This is a genomic window from Pseudofrankia inefficax (genome assembly GCF_000166135.1).
In the GTDB taxonomy this organism is placed as follows: Bacteria; Actinomycetota; Actinomycetes; order Frankiales; family Frankiaceae; genus Pseudofrankia; species Pseudofrankia inefficax.
The window spans coordinates 2,785,710-2,811,670 of sequence record NC_014666.1 but is presented as its reverse complement, the minus strand read 5'-3'; the positions used below and the strand labels follow the sequence as shown (position 1 = coordinate 2,811,670).

18 protein-coding genes are annotated in these 25,961 nt (G+C 73.1%); 8 read left to right on the top strand and 10 right to left on the bottom strand.

Annotated features, from left to right (window positions below):
• Positions 1 to 117 precede the first annotated feature (117 nt).
• Together hemG and hemE are read right to left on the bottom strand one after the other, a co-directional pair.
• A complete protein-coding gene (gene hemG / locus FRAEUI1C_RS11395; RefSeq protein WP_013423449.1) occupies positions 118 to 1,551 on the bottom strand; it encodes a protoporphyrinogen oxidase in 1,434 nt (477 codons plus the stop codon).
• 91 nt (positions 1,552 to 1,642) lie between these two features.
• Complete coding sequence (hemE, locus tag FRAEUI1C_RS11390; RefSeq protein ID WP_013423448.1) at positions 1,643 to 2,815, bottom strand: uroporphyrinogen decarboxylase; 1,173 nt, start codon at positions 2,813 to 2,815, stop codon at positions 1,643 to 1,645.
• A 380-nt stretch (positions 2,816 to 3,195) separates the two neighbouring features.
• Here hemE and FRAEUI1C_RS11385 point away from each other — a divergent pair, with 380 nt between their 5' ends.
• The 7 genes from FRAEUI1C_RS11385 to FRAEUI1C_RS11355 all read left to right on the top strand — a co-directional run bounded on the left by FRAEUI1C_RS11385 (position 3,196) and on the right by FRAEUI1C_RS11355 (position 11,768).
• Positions 3,196 to 3,549, top strand: coding sequence for a hypothetical protein (locus FRAEUI1C_RS11385; protein ID WP_013423447.1), 354 nt, complete (start codon positions 3,196 to 3,198; stop codon positions 3,547 to 3,549).
• Positions 3,550 to 3,695: 146 nt separating this feature from the next.
• Positions 3,696 to 4,394, top strand: coding sequence for a DUF3000 domain-containing protein (locus FRAEUI1C_RS11380; RefSeq protein ID WP_157734905.1), 699 nt, complete (start codon positions 3,696 to 3,698; stop codon positions 4,392 to 4,394).
• Between the two features lie 303 nt (positions 4,395 to 4,697).
• On the top strand, positions 4,698 to 6,077 hold the full coding sequence (locus FRAEUI1C_RS11375) for an HRDC domain-containing protein (protein WP_049806880.1): 1,380 nt from the start codon (positions 4,698 to 4,700) through the stop codon (positions 6,075 to 6,077).
• Between the two features lie 93 nt (positions 6,078 to 6,170).
• Positions 6,171 to 7,166 (top strand): S1C family serine protease, encoded by a 996-nt coding sequence (locus FRAEUI1C_RS11370; protein ID WP_013423444.1) that lies wholly within the window; start codon positions 6,171 to 6,173, stop codon positions 7,164 to 7,166.
• A 298-nt stretch (positions 7,167 to 7,464) separates the two neighbouring features.
• The gene (locus tag FRAEUI1C_RS11365; protein WP_013423443.1) at positions 7,465 to 8,154 is read left to right on the top strand and encodes a hypothetical protein; all 690 of its coding nucleotides are present in this window, start codon (positions 7,465 to 7,467) and stop codon (positions 8,152 to 8,154) included.
• A gap of 201 nt (positions 8,155 to 8,355) precedes the next feature.
• Positions 8,356 to 9,558: a thiolase family protein gene (locus tag FRAEUI1C_RS11360; protein WP_013423442.1), complete on the top strand. Its 1,203-nt coding sequence runs from the start codon at positions 8,356 to 8,358 to the stop codon at positions 9,556 to 9,558.
• 47 nt (positions 9,559 to 9,605) lie between these two features.
• Complete coding sequence (locus FRAEUI1C_RS11355) at positions 9,606 to 11,768, top strand: 3-hydroxyacyl-CoA dehydrogenase NAD-binding domain-containing protein (protein ID WP_013423441.1); 2,163 nt, start codon at positions 9,606 to 9,608, stop codon at positions 11,766 to 11,768.
• A gap of 111 nt (positions 11,769 to 11,879) precedes the next feature.
• On the opposite strand, the gene FRAEUI1C_RS11350 is transcribed toward FRAEUI1C_RS11355, so the two are convergent.
• The 6 genes from FRAEUI1C_RS11350 to FRAEUI1C_RS11325 all read right to left on the bottom strand — a co-directional run bounded on the left by FRAEUI1C_RS11350 (position 11,880) and on the right by FRAEUI1C_RS11325 (position 19,683).
• Positions 11,880 to 13,244 carry a hypothetical protein gene (locus tag FRAEUI1C_RS11350; RefSeq protein ID WP_013423440.1) on the bottom strand — a complete coding sequence of 455 codons (1,365 nt, stop codon included), beginning with the start codon at positions 13,242 to 13,244 and terminating at the stop codon, positions 11,880 to 11,882.
• Between the two features lie 2 nt (positions 13,245 to 13,246).
• Entirely contained in the window at positions 13,247 to 14,404 is a 1,158-nt protein-coding gene (locus tag FRAEUI1C_RS36155) for an OmpA family protein (RefSeq protein WP_049806879.1), read from the bottom strand.
• Positions 14,405 to 14,604: 200 nt separating this feature from the next.
• Entirely contained in the window at positions 14,605 to 15,453 is an 849-nt protein-coding gene (locus tag FRAEUI1C_RS11340) for a hypothetical protein (RefSeq protein ID WP_041259199.1), read from the bottom strand.
• A gap of 81 nt (positions 15,454 to 15,534) precedes the next feature.
• Positions 15,535 to 17,715, bottom strand: a complete 2,181-nt coding sequence (locus tag FRAEUI1C_RS11335; RefSeq protein WP_013423437.1) for a hypothetical protein — start codon at positions 17,713 to 17,715, stop codon at positions 15,535 to 15,537.
• A 364-nt stretch (positions 17,716 to 18,079) separates the two neighbouring features.
• The gene (locus tag FRAEUI1C_RS11330) at positions 18,080 to 18,931 is read right to left on the bottom strand and encodes a nucleotidyl cyclase domain-containing protein (protein ID WP_013423436.1); all 852 of its coding nucleotides are present in this window, start codon (positions 18,929 to 18,931) and stop codon (positions 18,080 to 18,082) included.
• A 143-nt stretch (positions 18,932 to 19,074) separates the two neighbouring features.
• Positions 19,075 to 19,683, bottom strand: a complete 609-nt coding sequence (locus FRAEUI1C_RS11325) for a Crp/Fnr family transcriptional regulator (protein ID WP_049806878.1) — start codon at positions 19,681 to 19,683, stop codon at positions 19,075 to 19,077.
• A gap of 861 nt (positions 19,684 to 20,544) precedes the next feature.
• Between FRAEUI1C_RS11325 and FRAEUI1C_RS11320 the strand changes: the two genes are divergently transcribed.
• Positions 20,545 to 22,647 carry a phosphatidylglycerol lysyltransferase domain-containing protein gene (locus FRAEUI1C_RS11320; protein WP_232425388.1) on the top strand — a complete coding sequence of 701 codons (2,103 nt, stop codon included), beginning with the start codon at positions 20,545 to 20,547 and terminating at the stop codon, positions 22,645 to 22,647.
• 39 nt (positions 22,648 to 22,686) lie between these two features.
• Here FRAEUI1C_RS11320 and FRAEUI1C_RS11315 read toward each other — a convergent pair whose 3' ends face one another.
• Together FRAEUI1C_RS11315 and dxs are read right to left on the bottom strand one after the other, a co-directional pair.
• A complete protein-coding gene (locus tag FRAEUI1C_RS11315; protein WP_013423433.1) occupies positions 22,687 to 23,793 on the bottom strand; it encodes a lysylphosphatidylglycerol synthase transmembrane domain-containing protein in 1,107 nt (368 codons plus the stop codon).
• A gap of 91 nt (positions 23,794 to 23,884) precedes the next feature.
• The gene (gene dxs, locus FRAEUI1C_RS11310; protein ID WP_013423432.1) at positions 23,885 to 25,873 is read right to left on the bottom strand and encodes a 1-deoxy-D-xylulose-5-phosphate synthase; all 1,989 of its coding nucleotides are present in this window, start codon (positions 25,871 to 25,873) and stop codon (positions 23,885 to 23,887) included.
• Positions 25,874 to 25,961 lie beyond the last annotated feature (88 nt).

Below are 25,961 nucleotides of genomic sequence, written 5' to 3'. Positions count from 1 at the left end.
GCCGGCGGCGCGTTCGGCGGCGGGCTGGGACTCGGACATACGTCTATTCTTCCTCGCTCGACGGGCGGGTCACGGGTGCCGTTGGTCGCGATCGGAGTGGGCTCCCGACCCGGCGGGTCAGACCGGGCCGGCGGCGCCGACCGCGTCGGTCGCGCTGAGCACGGCGGCGGCGGCCGCCTCGCCCGAGCGGATGCAGGCCGGGATGCCGACGCCGTCGTAGCCGGCGCCGGCCAGTGCGAGGCCGGGCGGCAGCGCGCGGCGCACCGAGGCGACCCGCTCCAGGTGGCCGGGCAGGTACTGCGGCAGGCCGCCGCCCCAGCGGCTGACCCGGCTGGCGACCGGGCGGGCGGTGATCCCGCTGATGTGCGCGATCTCGGCGGCGACCACGCCGGTCAGCTCGGTGTCGGAACGGCGCAGGTCCTCGTCGGCGCCGGCCCGCCCGACGCTGGCGCGCACCACCCGCAGCGGGCCGCCCGAGGACACGTGCGGCCATTTCGACGTCAGGTAGGTCGCGGCCTTGATGGTGACCCGCTCACGGGGCGGCACCAGGAAGCCGCTGCTGCCCGCGGGCAGGTCGACGTCCCGGTAGATCAGCGTGACCAGGCCGATCGACGCGTACGGCACGCCGGCCAGCGGCGCGGCGGCGTGCGGGGCGATCGGGGTGAGCAGGTCCCGGGCGGCGCCGGCCGGCACGGCGAGGATCACCGCGTCGGCGTCCAGCGATCCGCTGCCGCGGGGCCCGGTGACGATGTCGCCCGGCGCGCCGGCGGCGCCCTTCTCGTCGAAGTCGACCCGCCAGCCGCCCTCAACCCGGGCGATCCGGCGCACGAGCACCCCGGTCCGCACGGCGGCGCCGCTGGCCTCGGAGACCCGGGCCGCGAAGCCCCCCAGACCGCCGCGCACGGTGGCGAACACCGGGGCCGGCGGGGTGGAGGCGACCGGGGCGGTACGCGCCCGCACCCGGTGGGCGCCGAGCAGCAGCGAGCGGTCCTCGGCCAGGATCGGGACAAGCTGCGGGACGGTGGCCCGCAGCGACAGGGCGTCGGCCCGGCCGGCGTAGACGCCGCCGAGCAGCGGGTCCACCAGCCGGTCGACGATCTGCCGGCCGACCCGGGCGCCGACGAAGTCGCCGACGGTGGGGTCCTCGGGGAGCGCGGCGCGCGGCAGCACCATGTCGGCGGCCGCCCGCAGCAGGCCGAACGGGGACAGCACCCGGGAGCGGATCAGCCCGAGCGCGTCGGTCGGCACGCCGAGCAGCGTGTTCGGCGGGATCGGCCGCAGCCGCCCGTGGATCCACAACGCGGCCGAGGTCGTGGCCGGGTGCACGAGGTCGTGCCCGAGGCCGACCTGGCGGGCCAGCCGCTGGCCCTCCGGAACGCGGGCGAGGAACGACTCGGCGCCCTCCTCGACCGCGAGCCCCTCGATCGGGGTGGTGCGCAGCTTGCCGCCGACCCGGTCGGCGGCCTCCAGCACGGTTACCTCTGCCTTGCCAGCCAGCGCGTGCGCCGCGGCGAGGCCCGCGATGCCGCCACCGACGATCACCACTCGCACGCCGCGTCGCCCCTTCGCGCCGGCCCGGTGGGGGCCGGCCTTGTCGCGCTCGGCCTAGCGGCCATGCGCGCCGGATTCAGGCGCCCCGGCTTCAGGCGCCATGGACCAGATCCACGATGTGGGCGAGCACGCCCGGATCCGTCTCGGGAATCACGCCGTGGCCGAGGTTGAAGATGTGGCCCTCGGCCTTCGACCCGCGCAGCAGCACGTCGCGGACCTTCTCGGCCAGCACGTCCGGCGGGGCGAACACGGCGGTCGGGTCCAGGTTGCCCTGCAGGGCGCGGCCCGGCCCGACCCGGCGGGCGGCCTCGTCCAGCCCGAGCCGCCAGTCGACGCCGACGACGTCCGCGCCGACCTCGCCCATCGCGGTGAGCAGCTCGCCGGTGTTGACGCCGAAGTGGATGCGCGGCACCCCGGCATCCTCGAACGCGGCCAGCACCTTGGCGGAGTGCGGCGCCACATAGCGGCGATAGTCGCCCTCGTCGAGAGCCCCGGCCCAGGAGTCGAACAACTGCAGAGCGTCGATACCGGCGTCGACCTGGACACGGAGGAAACCGATCGTGACATCGGCGAGCCGGTCGAGCAGGCTGTGCCAGAGGTCCGGCGCGGTGTACATCAGCCGCTTGGTCTTGGCATGGGTCTTGCTCGGGCCACCCTCCACGAGGTAGCTGGCCAGCGTGAACGGCGCGCCGGCGAAGCCGATCAGCGGCGTGTCGCCGAGCTCGGCGAGCAGCAGCCGGACCGCGTCGTGGACGTACGGGACGTCGTCGGGCTCGACCGACCGCAGCGCCGCAAGCCCGGCGGCGTCCTTGATCGGCTCGGCGACCACCGGGCCGACCCCGGCGACGATGTCCACGCCCATGCCGATCGCGACCAGCGGCACGACGATGTCCGAGTAGAAGATCGCCGCATCGGTGCCGAACCGGCGGACCGGCTGCAGGGTGATCTCGGTGACCAGCGCGGCGTCCTGACAGGACTCCAGCATCGGGACGCCGGCGCGCAGCGCCCGGTACTCCGGCAGCGCCCGGCCGGCCTGCCGCATGAACCACACGGGCGCGACGTCGGTCGGCTCGCGGCGGGCGGCCCGCAGCAGCGGCGCGCGCTCGGCCAGCCCCGGCCGGCGCGGGCCGGGGCCCACGGTCGCGTCGGCGCCGCCATGGACGGGCTCGGCCGCCTGGCGCGGCGCTGCTGGATCGACGACACCGTCCTCGCCAGACCGGTGAAGCCGATCCGGGAGGTCGGCGATCCTGGAGGTTCGGCTCACGCCCATGCTCCGATCGTGACACGCGCCGCCGTCAAGCGCCGAACCGCTTCCCGTCCGGAGTGGGGCGGGCAGGCGACTGGTCCGGGGCACCGAACCACGGCATCTATTTCTACGTACCGTAGAAATTACTCCTCGCCAGGACCGTCCCGCTTCGGCGTGGTCCTCGCGACCGCCGGGACACGCGAAGCGCCGGCCGACACGCCGGGGGGAATGCGTGGAGATGGGCCATCGCCGTGGCACCGTCTGTGCCGTCCGAAAGGGCCCAGAGGGCATGCGTTGTCCGAGCTGGCCTCGCTTGTACGAGGCTCGGGCGGCTTCGCGGGAGCCGTACGCACTGTCCGGGGACCTGTCCCAGCCCCCGATGTCGAGGAGGTGCGGTCATGCTCCCCGGAGGCGAGCTTGATCAGCTCGTTCGCATGTTCTGCCCCAAGTGCGCGGACGAGCGGCCGTTCGAGCAACCGGAGTGCCTCGACGGGCACGGCGCCGACTGCCCCGAACGGGCCTGCGTGGAGTGCGGCGCCGCCGTCCTGCTCGGCCCCCTCACCCAGCCCGAGCCTGCCCGGGTGGCCAGCCAGGACCGGCCCGGCCAGCGGGTGGTCCGCCCGGCGGTCGCCGACCTCGACCTGCCGGTTCAGTCGACGCAGGCCGGGTCGACGCAGGCCGGGTCGGCCCCGGCCCAGTCGGAGGCGCGGCGCAGAGTCGGCTCCGGGCGTACCCCTCGGTCCCTGGCGTGAGCCTGCATCCGGTGCCGGAGCCGTTCCACCCGGGATCCGGCGGGGCACATCGGGCCGGCGGCCACCGGACGTACCCAGCGGGGTCGAAGCCGCACGCTCCGGCGTCCGGTCAGCGTGATCTGCGGCCACGTCCTAACGTGGCCGCCATGGGCGCCCCGCTGTCACCCGACTCCGGGGCGGCCACCGAAGCCAGCGCCGCGCTGGCCGACGCCGTCCCGGCGCTGGCCGGTCCGGTCGTGTTCGGTACCGCCACGGCCGCGCTGCGCCACGGGCTCACCAGCGTCCGCCCGGAGGTGACGGTCCGGGAGACCACCGCGCCGTCCCGGGTGGCGCCGCAGGCCTTCGCGCTGGCCGCCAGCCTCACCGGGGACGAGGACGACATCGCCTCCGGCCGGTTCGTGCTGCTGTTCGACGAGGCGGGTCACGCCGCCTGGGAGGGCAGCGCGCGGCTGGTCTGCTACGCGCGGGCCGCCGTCGAGCCGGAGGTCGCCGCCGACCCGATGCTGCCCGAGGTGGCGTGGTCGTGGCTGGTCGAGGCCCTGGCGGCGCATGGCGCGGGCGTGCGGGCACTGGGAGGCACGGTCACCACGACGACCTCCCGGCGGTTCGGCGTGCTGGCGCCCGACGGGGACAGCTTCGACGTGGAGGTCCGCTGCTCCTGGTCGCCCGACTGGTCCGAGACCGCGGCCCCGGCCCGGCGGCCCGGCGGCGACGACCGGGGCAGGCCGTGGACGGCCGGGGACACGACGGCGCACCTGCACGCCTTCGCCGACCTGCTCGCGGCCATGGCCGGCCTCCCGCCACGACTGGCCGGCGTCGTGCCGCTGCCAGGTCGCCGCTTCTAGCCCGACGCTGGCTAGCCCGACGCTGGCTAGCCCGACGCTGGCTAGCCCGACGCTGGCTAGCCCGACGCTGGCTAGCCCGACACCCTGGCCCAACTCGCACGCAGGGCGCACTCCCCCGCCGTTCCAGGCCAGCGGGTCGGCGGGGAAGCGCGGGGACCCGCGCGGCGAACAGCGCGAGCCGCGCACATATGGGCCGGACGTCGGTCACTCAGCCCGGTAGCCTCGCTACGAAGCGTATAAACGGTACGATTGATCCGCCGAGCGACCTGCCAACAGCGGCTTTCACACGTACCATCGCCGATCGTGACGTCGACGGTTCCGAACTCAACACAGCAGTTCAGCGGGGGTGGCAGACCAGACGTGACCGACGCGGCAGAGCCGGTGTCGCCCGCCGTCACCCCTCTCCTGGAACCGGTCGAGGGCACCCCACCCGTCATCACCGACGCCCGGGCGCTCGCCGACGTCGCCGAGCGGCTCGCCGCGGGCGACGGGCCGGTCGCCTTCGATGCCGAGCGGGCGTCCGGGTACCGGTACAGCCAGCGCGCATACCTGGTGCAGGTCCGTCGGCGCGGCTCCGGGACGGCGCTCATCGACCCCGTCGCGCTGCCCGACCTGAGCGTCATCCAGGACAAGGTCGGCGGCGTCGAGTGGGTGCTGCACGCCGCGAGCCAGGATCTGCCCTGCCTCGCCGAGCTGGGACTGCGCCCGACCACCCTGTTCGACACCGAGCTCGCCGGCCGGCTGCTCGGCTACGAGCGGGTCGGCCTCGGGATGATGGTCGAGCGCGTGCTCGGCTTCGGCCTGGAGAAGGGGCACTCGGCGGCCGACTGGTCGACCCGGCCCCTGCCCGAGCCCTGGCTGCGGTACGCGGCGCTCGACGTCGAGCTGCTGGTCGAGCTGCGCGACGCGCTGGCCGTCGAGCTCGCGGAGACGGGCAAGCTCGACTTCGCTCATCAGGAGTTCGCGGCGATCGTCGCCGCCCCGCCGCGTGAGCCGCGGGCCGAGCCCTGGCGGCGGACCAGCGGTATCCACCGCGCCCGCAGCCGCCGGCAGCTGGCCGCTGTCCGCGCGATGTGGAGCGCCCGGGACAAGATCGCGCGAACCCGAGACATCGCGCCCGGCCGGGTGCTGCCGGACAGCGCGATCATCGACGCCGTGCTGAACGCGCCGGCTGACGCTACCGAGCTGGTCAAGCTGCCGGTGTTCTCCGGGCCGAGGCTGCGCCGCAGCGCGAGCGTGTGGATGGGCGCGCTGGCGGAGGCTGCGGCGCTGCCGGAGGCCGAGCTCCCACCGGCGACCGCGTCCACCGGCGGCGACGGCCTGCCGCCGCCGAACCGCTGGGCCGAGCGCGACCCGATCGCGGCCGCGAGGCTGGCCCGGGTCCGGGCGAGCGTCAACGCGATCGCCACCAGGCATCACATGCCGGTCGAGAACCTGGTCGAGCCGGCACTCACCCGTCGGGTCGCCTGGTCGCCGCCCGGCGATCCGACCGAGGCGACCGTCGCCGACGCGCTGCGCACCGGGGGTGCCCGCGACTGGCAGGTCGGCCTCACCGCGGCCGCGATCGCCGGCGCCCTGCCCGAACCGCCGCCCGCCGCGCCGGCCCTGGCCTCCGGTTCCGGCGGCGCGGAGCCTGAACCGGTCGCACCCGAGGAGAGCCGTCCAGCGGTCGACGCTCCCTGACGCCGCGCTGCCCGTCTTTGTCCCACCCGTCACCGGATGTCCGCCGTCGGCGAACCCGGGCACGTTCCGTGGTCATCGTCGGTTGCTGGCGGCATGAGTGACGAGGCCCGGCCACAGCCATCCGACGGCACCCATGACGATCGCCCGGACGACGACCCGCACGACGACGACCCGTCGGAGCCCCTCGACGCCTACTCCGCCGCGGTGGTGCACGTGGCCCGCACGGTGCTGCCGAGCGTCGCCAGCCTGCGGGTGCGCGGCCGGCGCGGTACGGGCGCGGGCAGCGCGAGCGTCCTGGCGCCCGACGGCATCCTGCTGACCAGCGCGCACGTCGTGGAAGGCGCCCAGGTGGCCGAGGCGACCTTCGCCGACGGCGCGGAGGTCACCGCGGACGTGATCGGCCGCGACCCGCTCTCCGACCTGGCCGTGCTGCGGGCGCGGGGCGAGGTACCACCGGCGGTCCCGCTGGGCGACGCGAGCCGGCTGCGCGTCGGGCAGCTGGTCGTGGCGCTGGGCAACCCGCTGGGCCTGGCGGGCAGCGTCACAGCCGGCATCGTGTCGGCGCTGGGCCGCTCGCTGCCGACGAAGGCCGGCCGCGTCGTCGACGAGGTGATCCAGACCGACGCCGCGCTCAACCCGGGCAACAGCGGCGGGGTGCTCGCGGACAGCCGCGGCCGGATGGTCGGGGTGAACACCGCGGTCGCGGGCGTCGGGCTGGGGCTCGCGGTCCCGATCAACGAGACGACTCGCGAGCTGATCGCCACGCTGCTGCGGCACGGCCGGGTCCGGCGCGCGTGGCTGGGGATCGCCGGCGGCCAGTCGCCGCTGCCGCCGCCGCTGGCCACGAAGGTCGGGCGCCGGACCGGCCTGCGGGTCGCCCAGGTCGTCGAGGGCAGCCCCGCGGAGAGCGCCGGCCTGCGCCGCGGCGACATCGTGCTGACGGTGGACGGCCAGCGGATCGACACCAGCACAGCCGTGCAGCGCCTCATGGTCGAGCACGCGATCGGGCGCCGGCTGGAGATCACCGTCTGGCGCAACGGCGCCCTCGTCGACGTGGTCGCCGTCCCCCGCGAGCTCACCGACGCCTGAGGTGGGCCAGCCGCACGATCACGCAGGCGGGCCAGGCCTCGTCGGACGGCTGACCGCTCGGTCGGGCGGGTGACATCCTGGTCCGTCGAGCGACAGTCAGCGGTCTGACGACCACGGTCACAGACGCCCGTTTCCTCCCCCACAATGGCCGGCATGGATCGCGTCCACCCCGCGCCTGCTGGTCGCGGCGGTCACGATCACCTGCCCAGCAGACGCGGCACCGGCCGCGCCGTCTGACCACGCCGACAGCGCGCTGTCCTGGCTCGGGGGTCAGCGCAGTGAGCCGTCGGAGGACGACATGAGCGAGTACGGACAGCCGGCGTCGCCGGGACAAGGCGGCGGGACGCCGTGGCCCGGCGCACCCGTCCAGCCGGGATACGCCGGCCAGCCCGGTTACGGCTACCCGGGCTCAGCGGCCCCTGGCGGCTTCGCGAGCCCGGGCTATGCCGCGCCCGGCTACGCCGCGCCCGGCTACGCCGCCCCTGGATACCCGGGTGCCCCCGGATACCCAGGCGCGTCCGGGACAGCTCAGCCCGGCTACGGCGCCTATCCGGGAGCCGCGCCGGGCGCGCCGGCGCCGAGGAAGCGGCGGCGCTGGGTGCTGCCGGTGGTGCTCGGGGTCGTGCTGGTGCTCGGTGGCTGCGGGGCCGGGATCGCCGCGCTCGTCCACTCCGCCTCCGGGCCGAAGACCGTCGTCAGTGGCTACCTGGGTGACGTGCGCGCCGGCCGTTATCAGCAGGCCTATGGCCGGCTCTGCGGGTCGCTGCGCGGCCAGGGCAGCTCCGAGGCCTTCGTCACCGTCATGAAGCAGCGGGACGCGTCCGAGGGACCGCTCACGAAGTACCGAACCACCGGTTACTGGATCAGCTCCGTCAACGGCCACACCAGCCGGGTGGTGGCGGTGGCTCTGACCAGGGGCGGACGAACCCAGAACCTCGACTACCAGGTCGGCAAGGACGGCAAGAACTACTGCCTGCTGTCGACCTGACCCCGCCCGCCGGTGCCCGGCCACGCCGCGGCCGGGCACCGATGCGAACCCGGCATGGAAACGGCGTAGCGGACGTTACCTACTCATCGGTAACTCTGTCGTAGGCTGGCGGTGTGGCCGCCGACCGGTGGTCCGGGCCGCACCTGGGCCCGGTCGCCGCGGTAGCGCGCCGACCAGCCGTTCCTCGCCGGGGAGGACCCTGTGTTCAAGGCATCCCGCGGTGCCGTCCGTGACGTCGTTTTCGTCGACGGCGTGCGCACCCCGTTCGGCAAGGCCAAGGGCGTGTACGCCGAGACCCGGGCCGATGACCTGGTCGTCCGGGTCATCCGAGATCTGCTGCGACGTAATCCGTCGCTGCCGCCGGACCGGGTCGACGACGTCGCCATCGCCGCCACCACCCAGATCGGTGACCAGGGCCTGACCATCGGCCGGGTCGCCGGCATCCTGTCCGGGCTGCCCGAGTCGGTGCCCGGCTACGCGATCGACCGGATGTGCGCCGGCGCGGTCACCGCCGTCACCACGACCGCGTCCGCGATCGGCATCGGCGCCTACGACGTCGCCATCGCCGGCGGCGTCGAGCACATGGGCCGCCATCCGATGGGCGAGGGCGTCGACCCGAACCCCCGGTTCGTCTCCGAGAAGCTCGTCGACCCGTCCGCGCTGGTCATGGGCATGACCGCCGAGAACGTGCACGACCGCTACCCGGCCATCACCAAGGCGCGCGCCGACGCCTACGCCGTCCGTTCCCAGGAGAAGGTGGCCAAGGCCTACGCGGACGGCAGGATCCAGCCCGACCTCGTCCCCGTCGCCGCCCGGCACGCCGAGTCCGGCTGGGAGTACGTGACGGTCGACGAGCCGCCGCGGCCCGGCACGACCGTCGAGGGCCTGGCCGGGCTGAAGACGCCGTTCCGCCCGCACGGCAAGGTCACCGCCGGCAACTCCGCCGGGATCAACGACGGCGCCACCGGCTGCATCCTGGCGGCCGGCGAGGTCGCCGACGAGCTGGGCCTGACCAAGAAGATGTCGCTGGTCGGCTTCGGGTTCGCGGGGGTGGCGCCGGAGGTGATGGGCGTCGGCCCGATCCCGTCGACCGAGAAGGCGCTCGCCCGCACCGGCCTGACCATCGACGACATCGGCCTGTTCGAGCTGAACGAGGCGTTCGCCGTGCAGGTGCTCGCGTTCCTCGACCACTTCGGCATCGACGACGACGATCCGCGGGTCAACCCCTTCGGCGGCGCGATCGCGCTGGGCCACCCGCTGGCCAGCTCCGGGGTGCGGCTGATGACCCAGCTCGCCCGGGAGTTCGAGGAGCACCCCGAGGTCCGCTACGGCATGACCGCGATGTGCGTCGGCTTCGGCATGGGCGCCACCACGATCTGGGAGAACCCGCACCATGGCGCGTAGAACCGCTTCCTCCGTCTGACGGCCTGACCACGTAGAGGAGCCACCGCATGGGCGCGAACGTCGCGCTGGACTTCCCGGACGAGGTCGTCACGCACGCCTACGTCCGCTACGCACAGCTTCCCGGAGTCGACGGCCCGGTTGCCCTGATCACCCTGGACAACGGGCACGACCACACCCGGCCGAACACCTTCGGCCCCGCCGGGCTGCGCGAGCTGCTGGCCGCGGTCGACGAGATCGAGGCGCACACCCCGGCGGTCGCCGCTGTCGCGGTGACCGGCAAGCCGTTCATCTTCTGCGTCGGCGCCGACCTGTCGTTCCGCTCCTCGATCACGGACCCGGACGCGATCCGACCGGCGATCGAGGCGCTTGGCGAGCTCGGCCACCAGGCGCTGCGCCGGGTCGGCGAGGGCCGGCTGAATGGCCGGAAGGTGCCGACGTTCGCGCTGGTCAACGGCGCGGCGCTGGGCGGTGGCCTGGAGCTGGCGCTGCACTGCGACTACCGGGCGTTCTCCGCCGGCATCCCCGTGTTGGCGCTGCCGGAGGTGTTCCTCGGGCTGGTACCGGGCTGGGGCGGCACGCAGCTGCTCCCGAACCTGGTCGGCGCCGAGAAGGCGGTCCGGATCGCGGTCGAGAACCCGCTGAACACCAACCGGACCCTGAAGGGACCGCAGGCCGCGAAGCTGGGCCTCGCCGACATCCTGCTGGAGCCGGCCGACTTCCTGGAGGAGGCGCTCGGCTGGGTCGGCCGGGTGCTGCGCGGTGAGCTGGACCCGGCGACCAGTCGGCCCGCGGTCGAGCGCGGCGCGGCCTGGGCGGACGCGCTGGCCCGGGGCCGGGCGCTCGCCGACGCGAAGCTGCACGGCGCCGCGCCGGCGGCGTATCTGGCGCTCGACCTGATGGCGCTGGCCGAGACGGCCGACCGCGACGCGGGCTACGCCGCCGAGACGGCGGCGCTGGCCGACCTGTCGGTCACCGACGAGCTCGCCGCCAGCCTCTACGCCTTCGACCTGACCCAGAAGCGGGCCCGCAAGCCCGTCGGCGGGCCCGACTCGAAGCTGGCCCGGCCGGTGACGAAGGTCGGCGTCGTCGGCGCGGGCCTGATGGCCGGCCAGCTCGCGCTGCTGTTCGCCCAGCGCCTGGAGGTACCGGTGGTGCTCACCGACCTCGACAAGGCCCGGCTGGACAAGGGCGTCACCTACGTCCACGGCGAGATCGACAACCTGCTGCTGCGCGGCCGGGTCTCGCACGACAAGGCCAACCGCCTCAAGGCGCTGGTCACCGGCTCGCTGACCAAGGATGCGTTCGCCGACGCCGACCTCGTGATCGAGGCGGTCTTCGAGGACCTGAAGGTCAAGCAGACGGTGCTCGCCGAGCTGGAGGCGGTGGTGCGCCCGGACGCCCTGCTGCTGACGAACACCTCCGCGCTGTCGGTGACCGAGATGGCGTCCGGCCTGGCCCACCCGGAACGGGTCGCCGGGCTGCACTTCTTCAACCCGGTGGCCGTGCTGCCGCTGGTCGAGGTGGTCCGGGCCGCGCGCACGGACGACGCCTCCGTCGCCACGACACTGGCGGTCGCCAAAAAGCTCGGCAAGAACGCCGTGCTGGTGAAGGACGCCCCGGCGTTCGTCGTGAACCGGCTGCTCACCCGCTTCCTCGGCGAGGTCCTCGGCGCGATCGAGGCGGGCACCCCGGTCGCCGAGGCGGACGCCGCGCTGGACTCGCTCGGCCTGCCGATGTCGCCGCTGACGCTGCTCGCCCTGGTCGGCCCCGCGGTCGCGCTGCACGTCGCCGAGACGCTGCACGAGGCCTGGCCGGACCGGTTCCGCTCCCCCGCCGGGCTCGCCCGGGTGGTCTCCGCCGGCAAGACCAGCATCTACACCACCGGCCCCGACGGCACCCCGGTCGTCGACGAGGAGGCCGCCGCGCTCGCCCGCGCGGGCACCGGCGACGGTGCCGGCGCCGGGTCCGGGGTCGCCCCGAGCAGCGCCGAGGTACGGGAGAACGCGCTGGCGGCGCTCGCCCGGGAGATCCGGCTGCTGCTCGACGAGGGGGTCGTCGCCGAGGCCGCCGACGTGGACCTCTGCATGATCCTCGGTGCCGGCTGGCCGTTCCACCTGGGCGGCATCACGCCGTACCTGGACCGCACCGGGATCAGCGACCCGGTCACCGGCGCCCGCTTCGCCCCGCCGGGCGTCGCGACTGTCCGGTAGAACCCGGGGGGGCCTCGTCCGGCCCGAACGCTCCGGTCCTGGGCCGCCGCAGTCGCGGCGGCCCAGGACCCCCCCGAGCGGCGAAGGCGCCTGTCGGCCGGCGGCCCGAGGTCACCGCCAGTCGCCGAGCGGCTCCTCCGGTTCTTCGGGCGGCCCCCAGGGCTCGTCAGGCGGCTCCCTGGCCTCATCGTGGGGACCTCGGTACGGGCCCGGCGGCTCGCCCGGCTCCGGCTCTGGCGACCACTGCTGGTTCGCCTGGGCGATCAGCTCTTCCAGACGTCTCATCGCCGGCGCGGGCGAATGCGCCCCGTGGGCGTGCTCCACGTGCAGCATGATCCCGAATGCGGGCGGGACGCCCGGAATCGTGGCCAGAAGCCCGTCGACCTGTTCCTCGTCGGGGAGGACCGGTCGTGCCCCGCGTGCCACCGGCGGCGCCGGAAGGTCTGCGAAGACGGCTCTGGCGCGGGCCCACAGGTCGTTGACCGCGCTGTGGGTCCACCAGAGATCACCTCGCAGCTTCTCCCAGGCAATGACCTGCCTGGTGAGGGCCGTGCGCGCGGCCGACAGTAGCTCGTCGTACTCCTTCTCGGTCGCGGCCAGGTGGCGGCTCGCATCCCGCGCACTGTCAGCGTCGGGGTTGGCGCACGAGATCTTGATGAAGATGGCGCTCAGGCTCACCGTCACGAGCAGAACGATGATCGTCCAGTCGGGAATCACTGGGCCGGCGGGGACGCCGGTGTCGCTCTGGTCGACCTGCTGCACGCCGATCAGGAGGCTGGCGCGCACCCACGCGACCACGCCGACGACCGACAGCAGGAGGACGGCGAACGGGACCACGACCCGCCAGACGGGCCTCGGCGACTGCTTCCCCGACCATGCGCGCCGCCGGGACCAGATCGCCACCGGCCTGGCCAGCTCCTGCCCGGTGACGTAGAGCGCCACAGCCAGGACGACCGCGGGCAGGTAGCCGATCCAGTACTGCAGATGCGACCACAGGCCGTGCGGTTTGGTGTTGCCGAGGTAGCCGAACAGTTTGCCGAAGAACCAGGCGTCGAACACTCCGGCGACCACGACGGCGAGAACTGGCAGCCAGGAGTGCCACCAGGGCCTGCGGCGCCGGTCGTACGGCCCGTCGGAGGCGTACCGCTCGGCGACCCGCCGGTCGGCGGCGACCGCGGCGGCGATCCGCCTCCGGGCCACGAAGGTCGCAAGACGTTCAAGGCCACGCGTGGTCTCGGTCTCCGCACGGGAGAGCTCGGCGAGGCCGCCTTCCAGGCCCGGCCGGGCCCTCCCGACGATCTCGGCGCTCTCGTTCAGCGCGAGCAGGGACGCGGTCGCGGCGGGAGTATCCCTGATCTTGTCGGCGAGGAAGTCACACAGCGCGCGGCACGGCCGGCCGCCCGGCGCCGAGCAGGTGGCGCCCGCCATGCACAGGGGGTAGGGCCTCGGCTCCAGGGAGAACTGCTCGGTCGTCATGGTCAGTTCCCCTCGGGCGGGACCGCGATCACGAGTTCGACCCGCCGGTCACAGCGCATCGCTCTCTCGTCGTCCGTACCGTCGGGACGGTGCTCCGGTCCGCAGCCCGGACCGGGGATGCTGGAACCGGCGCCGGTCCGGCTCGCCACGGGCAGGCCCCGCGCGACCAGCGCATCGGCGACGGCGTCCGCCCGGGATTTGGAGAGCAACCGGTTGTAGGCGTCGGTGCCCGTCGTGTCGGTATGTCCGATCACGTTGACCACGCTGCCGCGCAGGCCTCGGACCTCGCTGACCACGGCCGTCAGGGTCAGATCCGCGTCCGGCGAGAGATCGTTCGAGTCGCGGGCGAACAGCACCTGGTCAGGCAGGGAGACGGTGAAGACGCCGGTGCCCGCCGGGCGGGGCCGCGGTTGGGCGGGGAAGTCGACAGGCTCGTCGGCCGCGCCGTTCTCAGCCGGGATCGCTGTTTCGGAGGCGGTCACATTGCTGAGAACGCTGCACTGCGCCGCCCGCGCCGCGGCGCACAGTTGCTGCCACAACGTCGTCAGCCAGACCAGCTGGCCGCTTGACGACGGCTGCGGCTGGCTACTGGCTGGATGCCCGACACCGTTCAGGATCACAGTAGTTCCTGACAGGTCTGGCAATTCTCGCGTCTGGGCGCAGGCTTGCACCGTCGGTGCCGGACTCCCCTGGAACGACGCGTCCAGGACGCTCGCGCACCCGACATTCACCAGACCGTCCGTCGCCACCACGAGGTGACGTCGCCCGGCCGGCGCCTGGTGCAGCAGCAGCGCCGCCTGGTACATCGCGCCGAGCACGTCCGTCCCGACCGCCTGCGGCGCACCCTGCCAGGCGCTCCTGACCGCCGCGTTCAGGCAGGCCCGCGACCTGGCCCTGTCGTAGCTGGCCTGCGTGGCGTCGCCGTCGAAGGCAGTCGCCACGGTGCGCCACGACAGGGTCGCCGACGACCCGTCGAACCCGGCCACGGACACCACGTCGCCTCGGTCCACCGCGGCCCTCACCTCCGGCACCATCGCCGCTGCCGCGTCCAGTGCGCCGGGGCCCCTGGCCGACACCGTGCGGTCCAGGAGCAGCACGGTCGCGCCCTTCACCGCGCCCGACGCAGTCGCCGTGTTACGGCCGGCGCAGGCGGTCGCCACCGACGTGCCACCGCCAGCCGCGTCGGCCGCCCCAGCGCCAGCCGCACCAGCTCCAGCCGCACCACCGCCTGCGGCGCCGCCGCAGGCCGAGAGCGCCGTCAGCCCGAGGACACCGACGAGAACAAGACCGCCGAACCGCCTTCCGACGAGAGCCGTGGCGACGGCTCGCGACGAGGAATGCCGGCGTCGAGGTTCCGACATCACGAGACATCCTCCGTCAGCCGGGCCGAGCCCGGCACCCGCAGACCCGCCCACTGCATCAGGCGAACCAGCGCCGAGTTCTGCGCGTCCTCGAAGTCGAGCAGGTTCACATCAATGCTCTCGACGTTCTGGATGGCCGTGGAGACCGTCCGGAAGAGCTCCCTGTCCTTCGCGTCCCGCCGAGCCGCCAGGTCCTTGATCACCTTGTCCGCGTCGGTGGGTTCTACCGCGAGGCGCGCGAGCGCCGGAACCAGGAAGGGCGGCGGCACATCCCGGAGCCGGTCGCGAGCATTGTCCTCACGCAGCAGATCCGTGACTCCAAGGGCGCTAAGCACTCGGAACCAGTCGCGCACCGACTCGTCAAAGCCCTTGATGTACCTCTTCGTGCGCTCCGTCCGACCGTCCCACTCGCGCATGTCCTGGTCATGCGCCTTCATCGTCAGGTCATGCGCGGCGAGTTGCGCAGCCCCGCGACGCTCATCTGCCGCGGCCTGCTCGAGAATTCCAGCCCAGGCCTTCTGTTGAATCTCGCGGACCGCGTCGTCGAGTCCGACCTGGGCCCGAGCCGACCAGCGTAGCGTCGTCCCGGGCAAGAATGCCTCCGCGAGCCTGGCGAGCTCCCTGTTGACCGCACTTTCCGCCTCCGCGGCCTGGTGCGGCGGGAAGTTCCGCAGCACGCAGCGGACGGTGACCGCGATCTGCTCCCGGACAAGGTCGTCGTGCCCGCCAGCCCCGCGCCGGACGGCGTTGATCTTCCGGTTGCCATCCCGCCATGAACACCGCACGCGAACGCTGAAGTCGTAGGCGTCCCCTTTGGACGGCGTACGGAATGTCGTCGCCGCCGGCACCCATTCCTGCGGCGGGCCAACCTTAGGACGCTGGAAGAGCCGTCGAACCCAGCCAGTCCTGCCCGCACCTGAGTCCGACATCTATCTCTCTCCTCCATAGCGAGCAGAATGAACAATGCTGATGCTGACGGGAAACTCGGCGGCCCGTGACCACGTGCCGACCCACACATCGAGATAACGCACCACGACCGGGCCTATGGGGCTTCGGTAAAGGCTGTAGAGAAGGTTGCCAACAATGCGTGCCTGCTCGGCGTCGCCGTCCGCCTCCTCCAGCCAGTCCCGCAGCACGCGCCAGCCACGGGCGCGGGTGCCCGGCACGCGGAGGACCAGCTGCCAGAGCAGCTCGAACCGCCGCCAACGGGTGGTGTCGTCGCGGACGTGAGCCAGGAGCGGAGCCCTCGTCCCGCCGTCGGCCCGTCTGTCGTCGACGAGCAGGAGGAGGCATCGTGGCGCCAGGTCCACCACCGGCGAGAGAACTATCCGGGACTGGCCCCGCTGGCGCAGTGCCTGTGCTCGGGTTCGGTCGTCGTCGATCTGCTGCAACCAGTCGGTGAGAAGGTCGAAGACCTGGACCGTCGCCTGGCTCGCGGCGACAGCGTGCACCACGCGCGGCACCAGGGCGGGGGCCCGCTTCGAGATCGCGGCCTCCCGCCGCACGGCGCGCAGCGCGGTCCCGGTACGGCGCGAGCCGGGCCCGGTCGCGTAGACGAGCAGCTCCGTCGTCCGCCAGGCAGGCCCACGGCCGGCCCAATCCTGAATCCGGCCCCAGGTCCGCTCGGCGGATTTCGGATTCTCCAGCATCGCCTCCACCGCCGAGGCCGCCGCGGCCCGGCCAAGCTCGCCAGCCCTGATCCAGGTGTCGATCTGCGCGTTGAACATCAGCTCGAAGTCGAGACTCGCCAGATAGCCGACCGCGAGCGCCGCTCGCAGCTGGACCTCGTCCGACCACCGTCGGCCCTCGGCGGGTATGGCCAACTCATCGAGCCACCGCTGAAGGCCTTTGCGGGCGAGATGATGCTCGCGCCAGACGACCTCCAAGGTGACGCGGGCCAGCGCCGGGTTGCTGAGCGAGACCCTGTTCTCCGCGAGGTCGGCGCCCGATCCAGGGTCTGGCAGCGCCTTCTCGTCCGGCGGCGGAGGTGGCGCTCCGACGAACTTCAACAAGGTCTCGGTCGGCTCGTCGAACGGCTGACCCGGCTTCTTCTCCTCGTCAGAGCCCTCGAAGAGAATCTCGGCCAGCCGGACCCCAGCGCTGGTGATCGCGTCGATGGTCATGTCGTTGCAGACCGCGAAGGCCACCAGGAACGCGCGGCGGAAGACCCGGTTCGCCTCCGTGGGCTCGTCCCCGTCGAACGGGACCTCGCCGAACGGGTCCGTGAACTTGCGAAGCACCGCCGCGCGCGTGCTGGGGTCAAGGAAGGCGTCCGGCTTCGTGCGGTCCTGCCGCAGCGCGGCGGCGACAAGCGCCGCGACCTCCGCCACCCTGACCATCGGCACAGCGCGCACCGCGTCCGCGACTTCCTTCTTGGCCACCGCGGCGTCGGCGTCGCGGCCGGTTACTCCGTGCCGCCGGACCAGCAGTTCCCGCAGGGCCTGCACCGGATCGGGCATGACGTGCTCCACGAGCACGTCCACCCACTGAGAAGGGCTGTTCACGATCAGGACGAGGTGCGTGCCCTTGCCGCGCGCGAGCCCGGCCAGCTCCCCGACGACGTCGGGGAGCCTCCTCCGCTGGGCAGTCTGGTGCGCGGACACGACGTAACACACGCCGGGTGCCATGTCCGCTTCGGTCAGAATCGCCGCGTCGACCTCGGGATCGAACAGCGCGAGCTGGTGCTCCGGCAACGTCTCGGCGAGGCCGCGGATCGCCAGCGCGGTGCGGCCCGACCCAGGCGGGCCCGCGAGGACGGCGACCGAGGACGTCCGCAGCCGCTCGGCCAGCAGCGACAGACTCGTCGTGCGCACCGACGAGGCCACGTTCTGCTGGCCCGCTGTCTGTACCTCGACGAAACTCTCCGCCAGCGCGGTGATGGTCGCGACGTCCAGGATTCGGGCGCGCGGACCGATACGGTCACCGCCACCGATGTTGATGACGCCGTAGTTGTGGCCGACCACCACCTGGTCATCGCCCATGCCCAGCGTGCCGGTGTTGCCCGTCGCCGAGCGGGGGCCCGGCTGGGCCGGAACGCCGTTGAGGCTGCGCCAGCCGCGGGCGGCATGGTCACGCCGACGGCCGAGGGAGCGGGCGTCCGGGGAGGACACCTGCTCGGCCGGCCCGCGGGTTTGCTCCTGTCGTGGCGCTCTCGGCTCGGCCGGTCGAGCCTCGGGCCGTTCCTGGGCGCCGGGATCCGGCCCAGGGGACGGCCCGAGCCGCTCCTGGGATTCCGGTCCTGGCAACGAATCCGGCTCGGGCCGGTCGCGGGCTCGCTGATCTCGCGCCGAGTTCGAGTCAGGCCGCTCGAGAACGGGCCGATCGGACTCTGGATACGACTCGGGCGGCTCGGGGGCGCGTCGAGAAGCCGCGGGACCCACTTCTGGACGCGCATCGACGGGGGGCCTCGGCACCACCCGCGGCACGGGCTCGTCGAAGGGCATGGCGTCGTCTGCTTCGTCGCCAGCGGGCATCTCAACGGCCCGAGATGTTCACGTTGCCGGAGTTGGTGCCGATCGCCGTGCTGTTCTGGCCTATCGCCAGGACTCCGTGGTTGTTGTCGGCGTGTATCCCGCCGGCAGCCCCGCCGCCGGCCGGGCCATGACCAGTCGGGCGACCACCGGCCGGTCCACCACCGGCCGGGCCGTCGTCCGTCGCGTCGCCATCCTCCGATGGCCCGTCGACTTCCTCGGCGCCGCGCGAAACGCCCGGCTGGGCGGCCACTGAGACGACGCCGGGCGCGGTGTGACTGCCGTTGGCCCACAGGCAGGCCCAGGCGAGCGTTCCCGCGCCCTTCTCGCCGGGGCCCAGCCGGACCGGGGTGAAGTCGGCGGGCATCAGGCCACCGGACAGTTCGTCAGCGACGGTTCCGGCAAACATGTCGTCGGACAGCAGCAGGACGAGATCGGCGTCCGGCGCCGCGTTCAGCAGCTGACGACCGACCTTGCCATCGACGATGCGACGCGTCTGATTGATGGCGTGGCTGATGACAGTGGTCCCATGATGCCAGACCACTCCGTGATGAATGGCCATCCGAACCCGAAGATGGTATTCAGGGCGCGCGACTCGATTGCGCCCGTTCAAACCGATGGAAAGCTCACGGGGCAATCGCGCGACGAGCCGGCTGCGCGGCACGTCAGCAGAAAACAGCCAGAATCCGCCATCGCCGCTGTCGCGGAGCAGACCACTCACGCCGACCGTGGCGCAGGCCTCCCCGAACAACGCGTTCAGGTCATCGACCAGCCGGCCCTGGCCCGGGGTCGTGTGGGTGCTGAAACCGCAGATGTCGAGCCCGACGACCGTGTGTGGCAGCTCGGCGTTCGCCATGGTGTGGTCCTCCTGTCCAGACGGGTCCAGCATCTGGGACAGACGGACGGACAACCCGCCAAAATCGGCGGATTCCACGGCGTCGGAGTGACGGTCGGCCGACAGGCCGAGGCCTTCGGCCCGAGTGGCCGGCGCGGCGCCGCCTACTGTATGTCGGCCGCCGCGAGCAGCTTGTTCTCATTCAGGAGCACGTAGCGGCGGTACCCCGTGGCGAGCACGCCCGCCGACCGGAACTCCTTGATCAGATCGCGCAGCGTCGACTCGCTGCATCCCGCGGCGGACGCCAGCTCGGCCTGCGAGATCCCGACCGCGATCTCCAGTCCCCGCGGGCCGCGCTGGCCGAACTCACACCCGAGCTCCCAGAGGACGCGAGCGACCCGAACCCGTGCCTGCCGGCCGGCGAGGTCGAGCTGACGGCGGGTCGCGGCGACGAGCCGGTCGCAGAGAAGCTGATTCGTGGCGACGCTCGCATCCTGGTGGTCGGCCAGAAAGGCACGCCAACTGCCACCGGAGATGCGACGGGCCGAAACCTCGCCGCAGGCCACCACCGCGGCTACCCGAGGCTCGCCCGTCATCGCCCCGAGCTCGCCCACCACATCACCCGCAAGCCGAAGGGAGATGAGAACCTCCCGGTCGCCCATCTCCCCGACAACCTTCACGAGCCCCGAGAGCAGGACGAATACGTGGTCGGACCGGTCTCCCTCGTGGAGCAGATAGGCCTGGTCGGCGAAGTGGACACGGCTGCCGAGCACCGCCAGTCTCGCGCCGGTTCCCGGCCGAAGCCGGCCCAGAAAAACCCGAGGCGGCCAGCCGTCCGGCTCCCGAACGACCTGATGTGCGCTCACAGTGTCCCCACCCCTGATGAATCGCCTGGTGAAAGCGTAGCGGCACGCGATCGGAACCCCATGGGTGCCGTACTCTCGGCCCTTGCCCGTGAGAAGATCTCAGGCACCCGTCGTCGACGGAGGACGCGGACCGGGGAAACCACCGACAGCCTGCAGTGCGCCTGCTGGACGGGTCCATGTGTTCTGATCTGCAGGAATCAACCCCCGCCCCGCGACCTGCCTTCCCGGACGTGCCCGCCGACGGCGGAGGCCCCACATTCGGTGCGGCGCCAGGTATGACCGATGGGAAGATGCCTCCTGGCCCCAAAGGTGCACCGCTGCTGCCCATACAACCGTCGGCGAAGGCGAATAGACCGGAGCCGGCGTCCGGCCGGAGAATCTGACAGTTCGTCCCTTGTCGGCATATGCACCTATTTACCGCGCAATCGCACCGCTCGACCTGCGCCCGCCACCATCACCAGACCGACGGCGAACGGCAGCAGCGACCGGCTGGGTAGGCGAGTGGAGAACCGGGTACACGCCTCCGCCCTGGGTTCAGGCGCGACACCGATGCGGTTGACCAGAGGTTCCGGGGGAAGGTGGCGCACTCGCACGGCTACCATGGGACACGCCCAGGACACCTGTCCCGCCAACCTGGCATGGCACGGTGACGGTCAGCCGACAGTTCTGCTCACAACCGGGTTAGTCCCGCACACCCAGTCACAGCCCGACGTGGCGGGTGGCCGGGTGGTGGAGTCGGACATCGCGGGACCGGGCCAGAATAGGGTCATGACCGATCAGACGACGTCGTCTCGACGGGCCCCCGCGGTACGGACTGTGGCGCGGGTCGACAGCTCCGTGGGCGGCACGCCGCAGTCCGGCGGCCCGGTCGGCCACGCGGCGGCGAACGGCACCGCGCGGGCCCAGGCGGCAGGTCGCGGGGTAGGGCCCGAAGGAGGTCGACGCCGCATTCCTGGATGGCTCGCCGGCCGGATTCCCGGGCGCCCCCGAAGCAGCGGCGCGGACGCCGGCAGGACGCCGCCGGAGGGCTGGCGGCGGGGCGCGACGCCGCGGATAGCGGCCCTGCTCGCCTATGTGATCGGACTGCTCGACATCCTGTCGGCGGTCACGCCGCCCGGGCATGGCCGGGTGATCCAGCTGCGCAGCGTCCTGCCCGGCTACATCCCGGAGCACGCCCGGACGCTGACGGTGCTCGTCGGTGTCCTGCTGATCCTGCTCGCGCACGGCCTGGCCCGCCGCAAGCGGCGCGCCTGGCAGCTGGTGCTCACGCTGACCGCGGCGAGCACCGTGCTGCACGTGCTCAAGGGTCTCGACTACGACGACGCGATCGGCTCGGCGGTCTTCGCCCTGTGGCTGATGTACCGCCACCGGGACTTCCACGCCGAGCCGGACCCGTCCAGCCGGTGGCACGCGCTGGGCGCGCTGATCGCGCTGTTCACGATGTCCCTGCTGATCGGGATCGCGATGCTGCGGATCGGCTGGGCCCGGCATCTGATCGGCCACTACCCGCTGTCCGAACAGCTTGAGCACGTAATACTGGGGCTCGTTGGCGCGCACGGCCCGGTGAACATCCCGTCGCCGCGGGTCGACCGCGTGATCAGCCGGACGCTCGCCGGGATGGGGCTGCTGACCGCGGCGGTGCCGACCTGGATGGCGCTGCGCCCGGCGCACCCGTTCCCGCGGCACAACCGCGACGACGAGGCCGGGCTCATCGCGCTGCTGGCGCGGCACGGGGCGGAGGACTCGCTCGGCTGGTTCGCGCTGCGCCGCGACAAGGCGGTGATCTGGTCGCCGTCCGGGAAGTCCGCGATCGCCTACCGGGTCCTGTCCGGGGTGATGCTCGCCAGCGGCGACCCGATCGGCGACCGGGAGGCGTGGCCGGGCGCGATCGCCGAGTTCCTGCGCGTCGCCGCCAGCCACGCGTGGGTCCCGGCCGTGATCGGCTGCTCGGCGCACGGTGGGACGGCCTGGACCAGGTCCGGCCTGACCGCGCTGGAACTCGGTGACGAGGCCGTGCTGTCGGTGGAGGACTTCAGCCTGGAGGGCCGGCCGATGCGGGGCGTCCGCCAGGCGGTGGCCAGGGCCGAACGCGCCGGTTACACCGCGACCGCCCGCCGGCTGAAGGACGTGCCGGCCGCCGAGCGGGCCGCGCTGCGCCGGGCGGCCCGGGCCTGGCGCGGCTCCGAGCCGGAGCGGGGCTTCTCGATGGCCCTCGGCCGCTTCTCCGAGGACCCCACGGACCCGACGGTCCCGTGCCAGGTCGCCCCCTGGGCCGCGGAATGCGTCCTGGTCACCGCCGTCAGCCGGCCCGAGCCGGTGGACGCCCCCGCGCCCGCGCCCGCGCCGGCCGCCGGGACCAAGCCGGACGGGGCGGGGACCGCGGCCACGCCCACGGCGGAGTCCTCCGACGGGTCCGGCGCCGGTGAGCCGCGCGGGATGCTGCTGTTCGTGCCGTGGGGCCGCGACGGGATGTCGCTCGACCTGATGCTGCGTGACCCGCAGGCCGACAACGGGGTGACGGAGCTGCTCATCGTCTCCGCCGTCCGGTCAGGCAAGGAACTGGGCATCCGGCGGATCTCGCTGAACTTCGCCGCCTTCCGCCAGCTGCTGGAGCACGGCGGCCGGCTCGGCGCCGGCCCGGTGGCGCGCGGCACCAAATGGCTACTGGTCTTCATGTCGCGCTGGTTCCAGATCGAGAGCCTCTACCGGTTCAACGCCCGGTTCAGGCCCGCCTGGGAGCCTCGCTACGTCTGTTTCCCGGCCAACCGTGACCTGCCCAGGGTCGCCGTCGCGATGGCGGAGGCCGAGGCCTTCCTCACCAAGCCCTGGCGCCGTTCGAAGGGGCCGCAGCAGGCGCCGGACGACGAGTAGCCGGGCCTCCCGGGCGGGTACCCGCCCGGGGCAGGTCCGTCAGCGACGGCTGGCGAGGCGGTGCCGGGCGACCGGCGCCGCGGGGGACTCCGGCTGATCGGTGCCGTCCGGCAACGGCTCTCGCCCGGCGCCGCGGGGCCGCAGCGCGACGCCGACCCCGGCCCAGACGAGGTCGGCGACGGTGGCCAGGAGGCGGGCGACGACGGCCAGGACCCCGGCCGCCTCGTGCGTCAGCGCCGGGGCCAGCGCCAGCAGCAGCACACCCTCCCGGATGCCCGCGCCGGCGGGGACCACCAGGACGAGGAAGCCCGCCGTCCAGGCCAGCGCGTAGGCGCCGGCCGACAGCGCCAGCAGCCGTGGACCGCCCACGGCGGGCGCGAGGTCACGAGCCAGCAGGAAGGTGGCGACGCCGTAGCAGCCGAAGCTGACCAGCAGCCAGCCGGCGCCGGCGAGCACCGCGCGGCTGGTGAGCGGGTCGGCCAGCGGCGGGCGGCGCAGCAGCCGGAAGGCGACCGCGAGCAGCCGGCTCAGCACCGGTGGCGCGAGCACGACCGCGAACACGGGCACGGCGACGAACGCCCACCAGTAGTGGGTGAACGCGTCCCGGGAGGCGAACGGCAGCGTCACGGCGGCGGCCAGGCCACCGCAGGGGACGGCGAGAGCGAGCACGATCAGGCTCGCGGCACCCGAGCGCGGCCTGGACACCCCGTAGTCCCGGGACAGCTCCATCTGCGCGAGCACCGGCCACACGCTGCCGGGGATGTACTTCCCGACCTGCCCGACGAAGAAGATCCTGGTCGCGGCCCGCACCGGCAGGCGGGCGCCCAGCCCGGCCAGCACGGCCCGCCACGACAGCACGGTCAGCCCCACGGCGACCACGGTCGCCACCGCCGACCCGATCACGCCGCCGACGCTGAGCCGGCGGATCGACGTCGACACGTCGTGCCAGCCGCGCACCAGCGCCACGATCAGCAGCACACCGGCCAGCAGCAGCGCCCCACGCACCACCCACGTCAGCGCCCCGCCCCGGCGAGCCCGCCCCGACCCGTCGCCAGGCCCGGTCTCCCCGGGCCGCGCCGTCCCTCCGGGCCGCGCCGTCCCCTCGGGCCGATCGGGCCGCGCCGCCGGGGTCGGGTTGGAGTCCACCGGCCAAGCCTAGAAGCCGGTCCGGCCGCGCGGCTCAGGCGGGTGGCCTGAGCGGCGCGGCCGGGACCGATCCGGTCGTGCGTCGTGCTGACTACTCCGAGGCACCCCGCTGCCGCGGCGAGGCCTTGGCGGCCCTCACGGCATTCGGCTCGGTGGCCGGCGCCGGGACGGTCTCGCCCGGGTCTCCCGCGAGCGCGGGCTGGCGGCGGGCGACCGCCTCGACGACCTTGCGGGCCAGGTCCTGCGGAGCGAGCCCGACCTCGGCGAGCACCTCGTCGCGCTTGCCCTGATCGAGGAAGCGCTGGGCGATACCGAAGTCGCGCAGCGGGACGTCCACGTCGGCGTCGCGCAGCGCCTGCGCGATCGCGGCACCGACGCCGCCCACCCGGCCGTTGTCCTCGACCGTGACGACCAGGTCGTGGTCGCGGGCCAGCTCGACGATCTCGGACGGCACCGGCTTGACCCAACGCGGGTCGACGACGGTGATCCCGATGCCCTGGCTGGCCACCCGGCGGGCGACCTCCAGGCAGGTGGTGCCCATCGCGCCGATCGAGACCAGCAGCACCTCACGGTGCCGCGCGACCGCCGGCTCGCGGAACAGCACGTCCACCGGGCCGACCGTGTCGATCGCCGGGATCTCCGCGCCGACGGAGCCCTTGGGGAAGCGGATGACGTTGGGCCGTTCGGTCTCGGCGACCGCCTCGCGCAGCAGGGCCCGCAGCGTCACCTCGTCGCGCGGCGCCGCGATCGCGAGGTCCGGAACGACCTGCATGATCGACATGTCCCACATGCCGTTGTGCGACGCCCCGTCCTCGCCGGTGACCCCGGCGCGGTCCAGGACGAACGTGACCGGCTGGCGGTGCAGCGCGACGTCCATCAGCACCTGGTCGAACGCCCGGTTGAGGAACGTCGCGTAGATGCAGACGACCGGCTTGAGGCCGCCCATCGCCAGGCCCGCCGCCGAGGTGGTGGCGTGCTGCTCGGCGATGCCGACGTCGAAGACCCGGTCCGGGAAGGCCTTCGCGAACGCGTGCAGGCCGACGGGCTGGAGCATCGCGGCGGTCATCGTGACCACGTCGGGCCGCTCCGCGCCGATCCGGACGATCTCGTCGGAGAAGACGCTCGTCCAGGCCTGGCCCTTCTTCGCCGCCGTCGACTTCCCGGTCTTCGGGTCGATGACGCCGACCGAGTGGAACTGGTCGGCCTCGTCCTGCTCGGCGGCCGGGTAGCCGAAGCCCTTGCGGGTGACGGCGTGGACGATGACCGGGCGGTGGTAGTCCTTCGCCCGGCGCAGCGCCTGCTCCATCGCGGCCGGGTCGTGCCCGTCGACCGGGCCGACGTACTTCAGGCCGAGGTCCTCGAACATGCCCTGCGGCTGGACGACGTCCTTGATGCCGCGCTTGATGCCGTGCAGCGCGTCGAACAGCGGGGCCCCGACCAGAGGGGTGCGGCCGAGGACCTGCTTGACGACGTCGAGCACCTGCTCGTACTCGGGCGCCAGCCGCAGCGCCGCCAGGTGGTCGGCGAGGCCGCCGATCGTCGGCGCGTAGGAGCGGCCGTTGTCGTTCACGATGATCACGACGCGGCGGTCGCCGGCGGCGATGTTGTTGATCGCCTCCCAGCACATGCCGCCGGTCAGGGCACCGTCACCGACGACGGCCACGACGTGCCTGTCCTCGCCGCGCAGGGCGTAGGCGCGGGAGAGGCCGTCGGCGTACGAGAGCGCTGTCGAAGCGTGCGAGTTCTCGATGATGTCGTGCTCGGACTCGCTCTGGCTCGGGTAGCCGGACATGCCGCCGCGCTGCCGCAGCTTGTCGAACGCGCCGACGCGTCCGGTCAGCATCTTGTGCACATAGGACTGATGACCGGTGTCCCAGAGGATGCGGTCAAAAGGCGAGTCGAATACCCGATGAATTGCCAACGTCAGCTCGACCGCGCCCAAATTCGGACCGAGGTGGCCGCCTGTGCGCGCAACCGCGTGGATCAGGAAATCACGGATCTCCGCGGCCAGAGCGGGCAGCTCCTCGGGGTCGAGGCGTTTGACGTCCTGTGGGCTGTTGATCGTCGACAACAACGTCACGGCGTGCACTCCCTCCCCCGACTGGGGTTCGGTCCCGGGGTCCGGGAAAGCCTAGCCTGACCAGATGACGGTCATGGGACCGGCACCC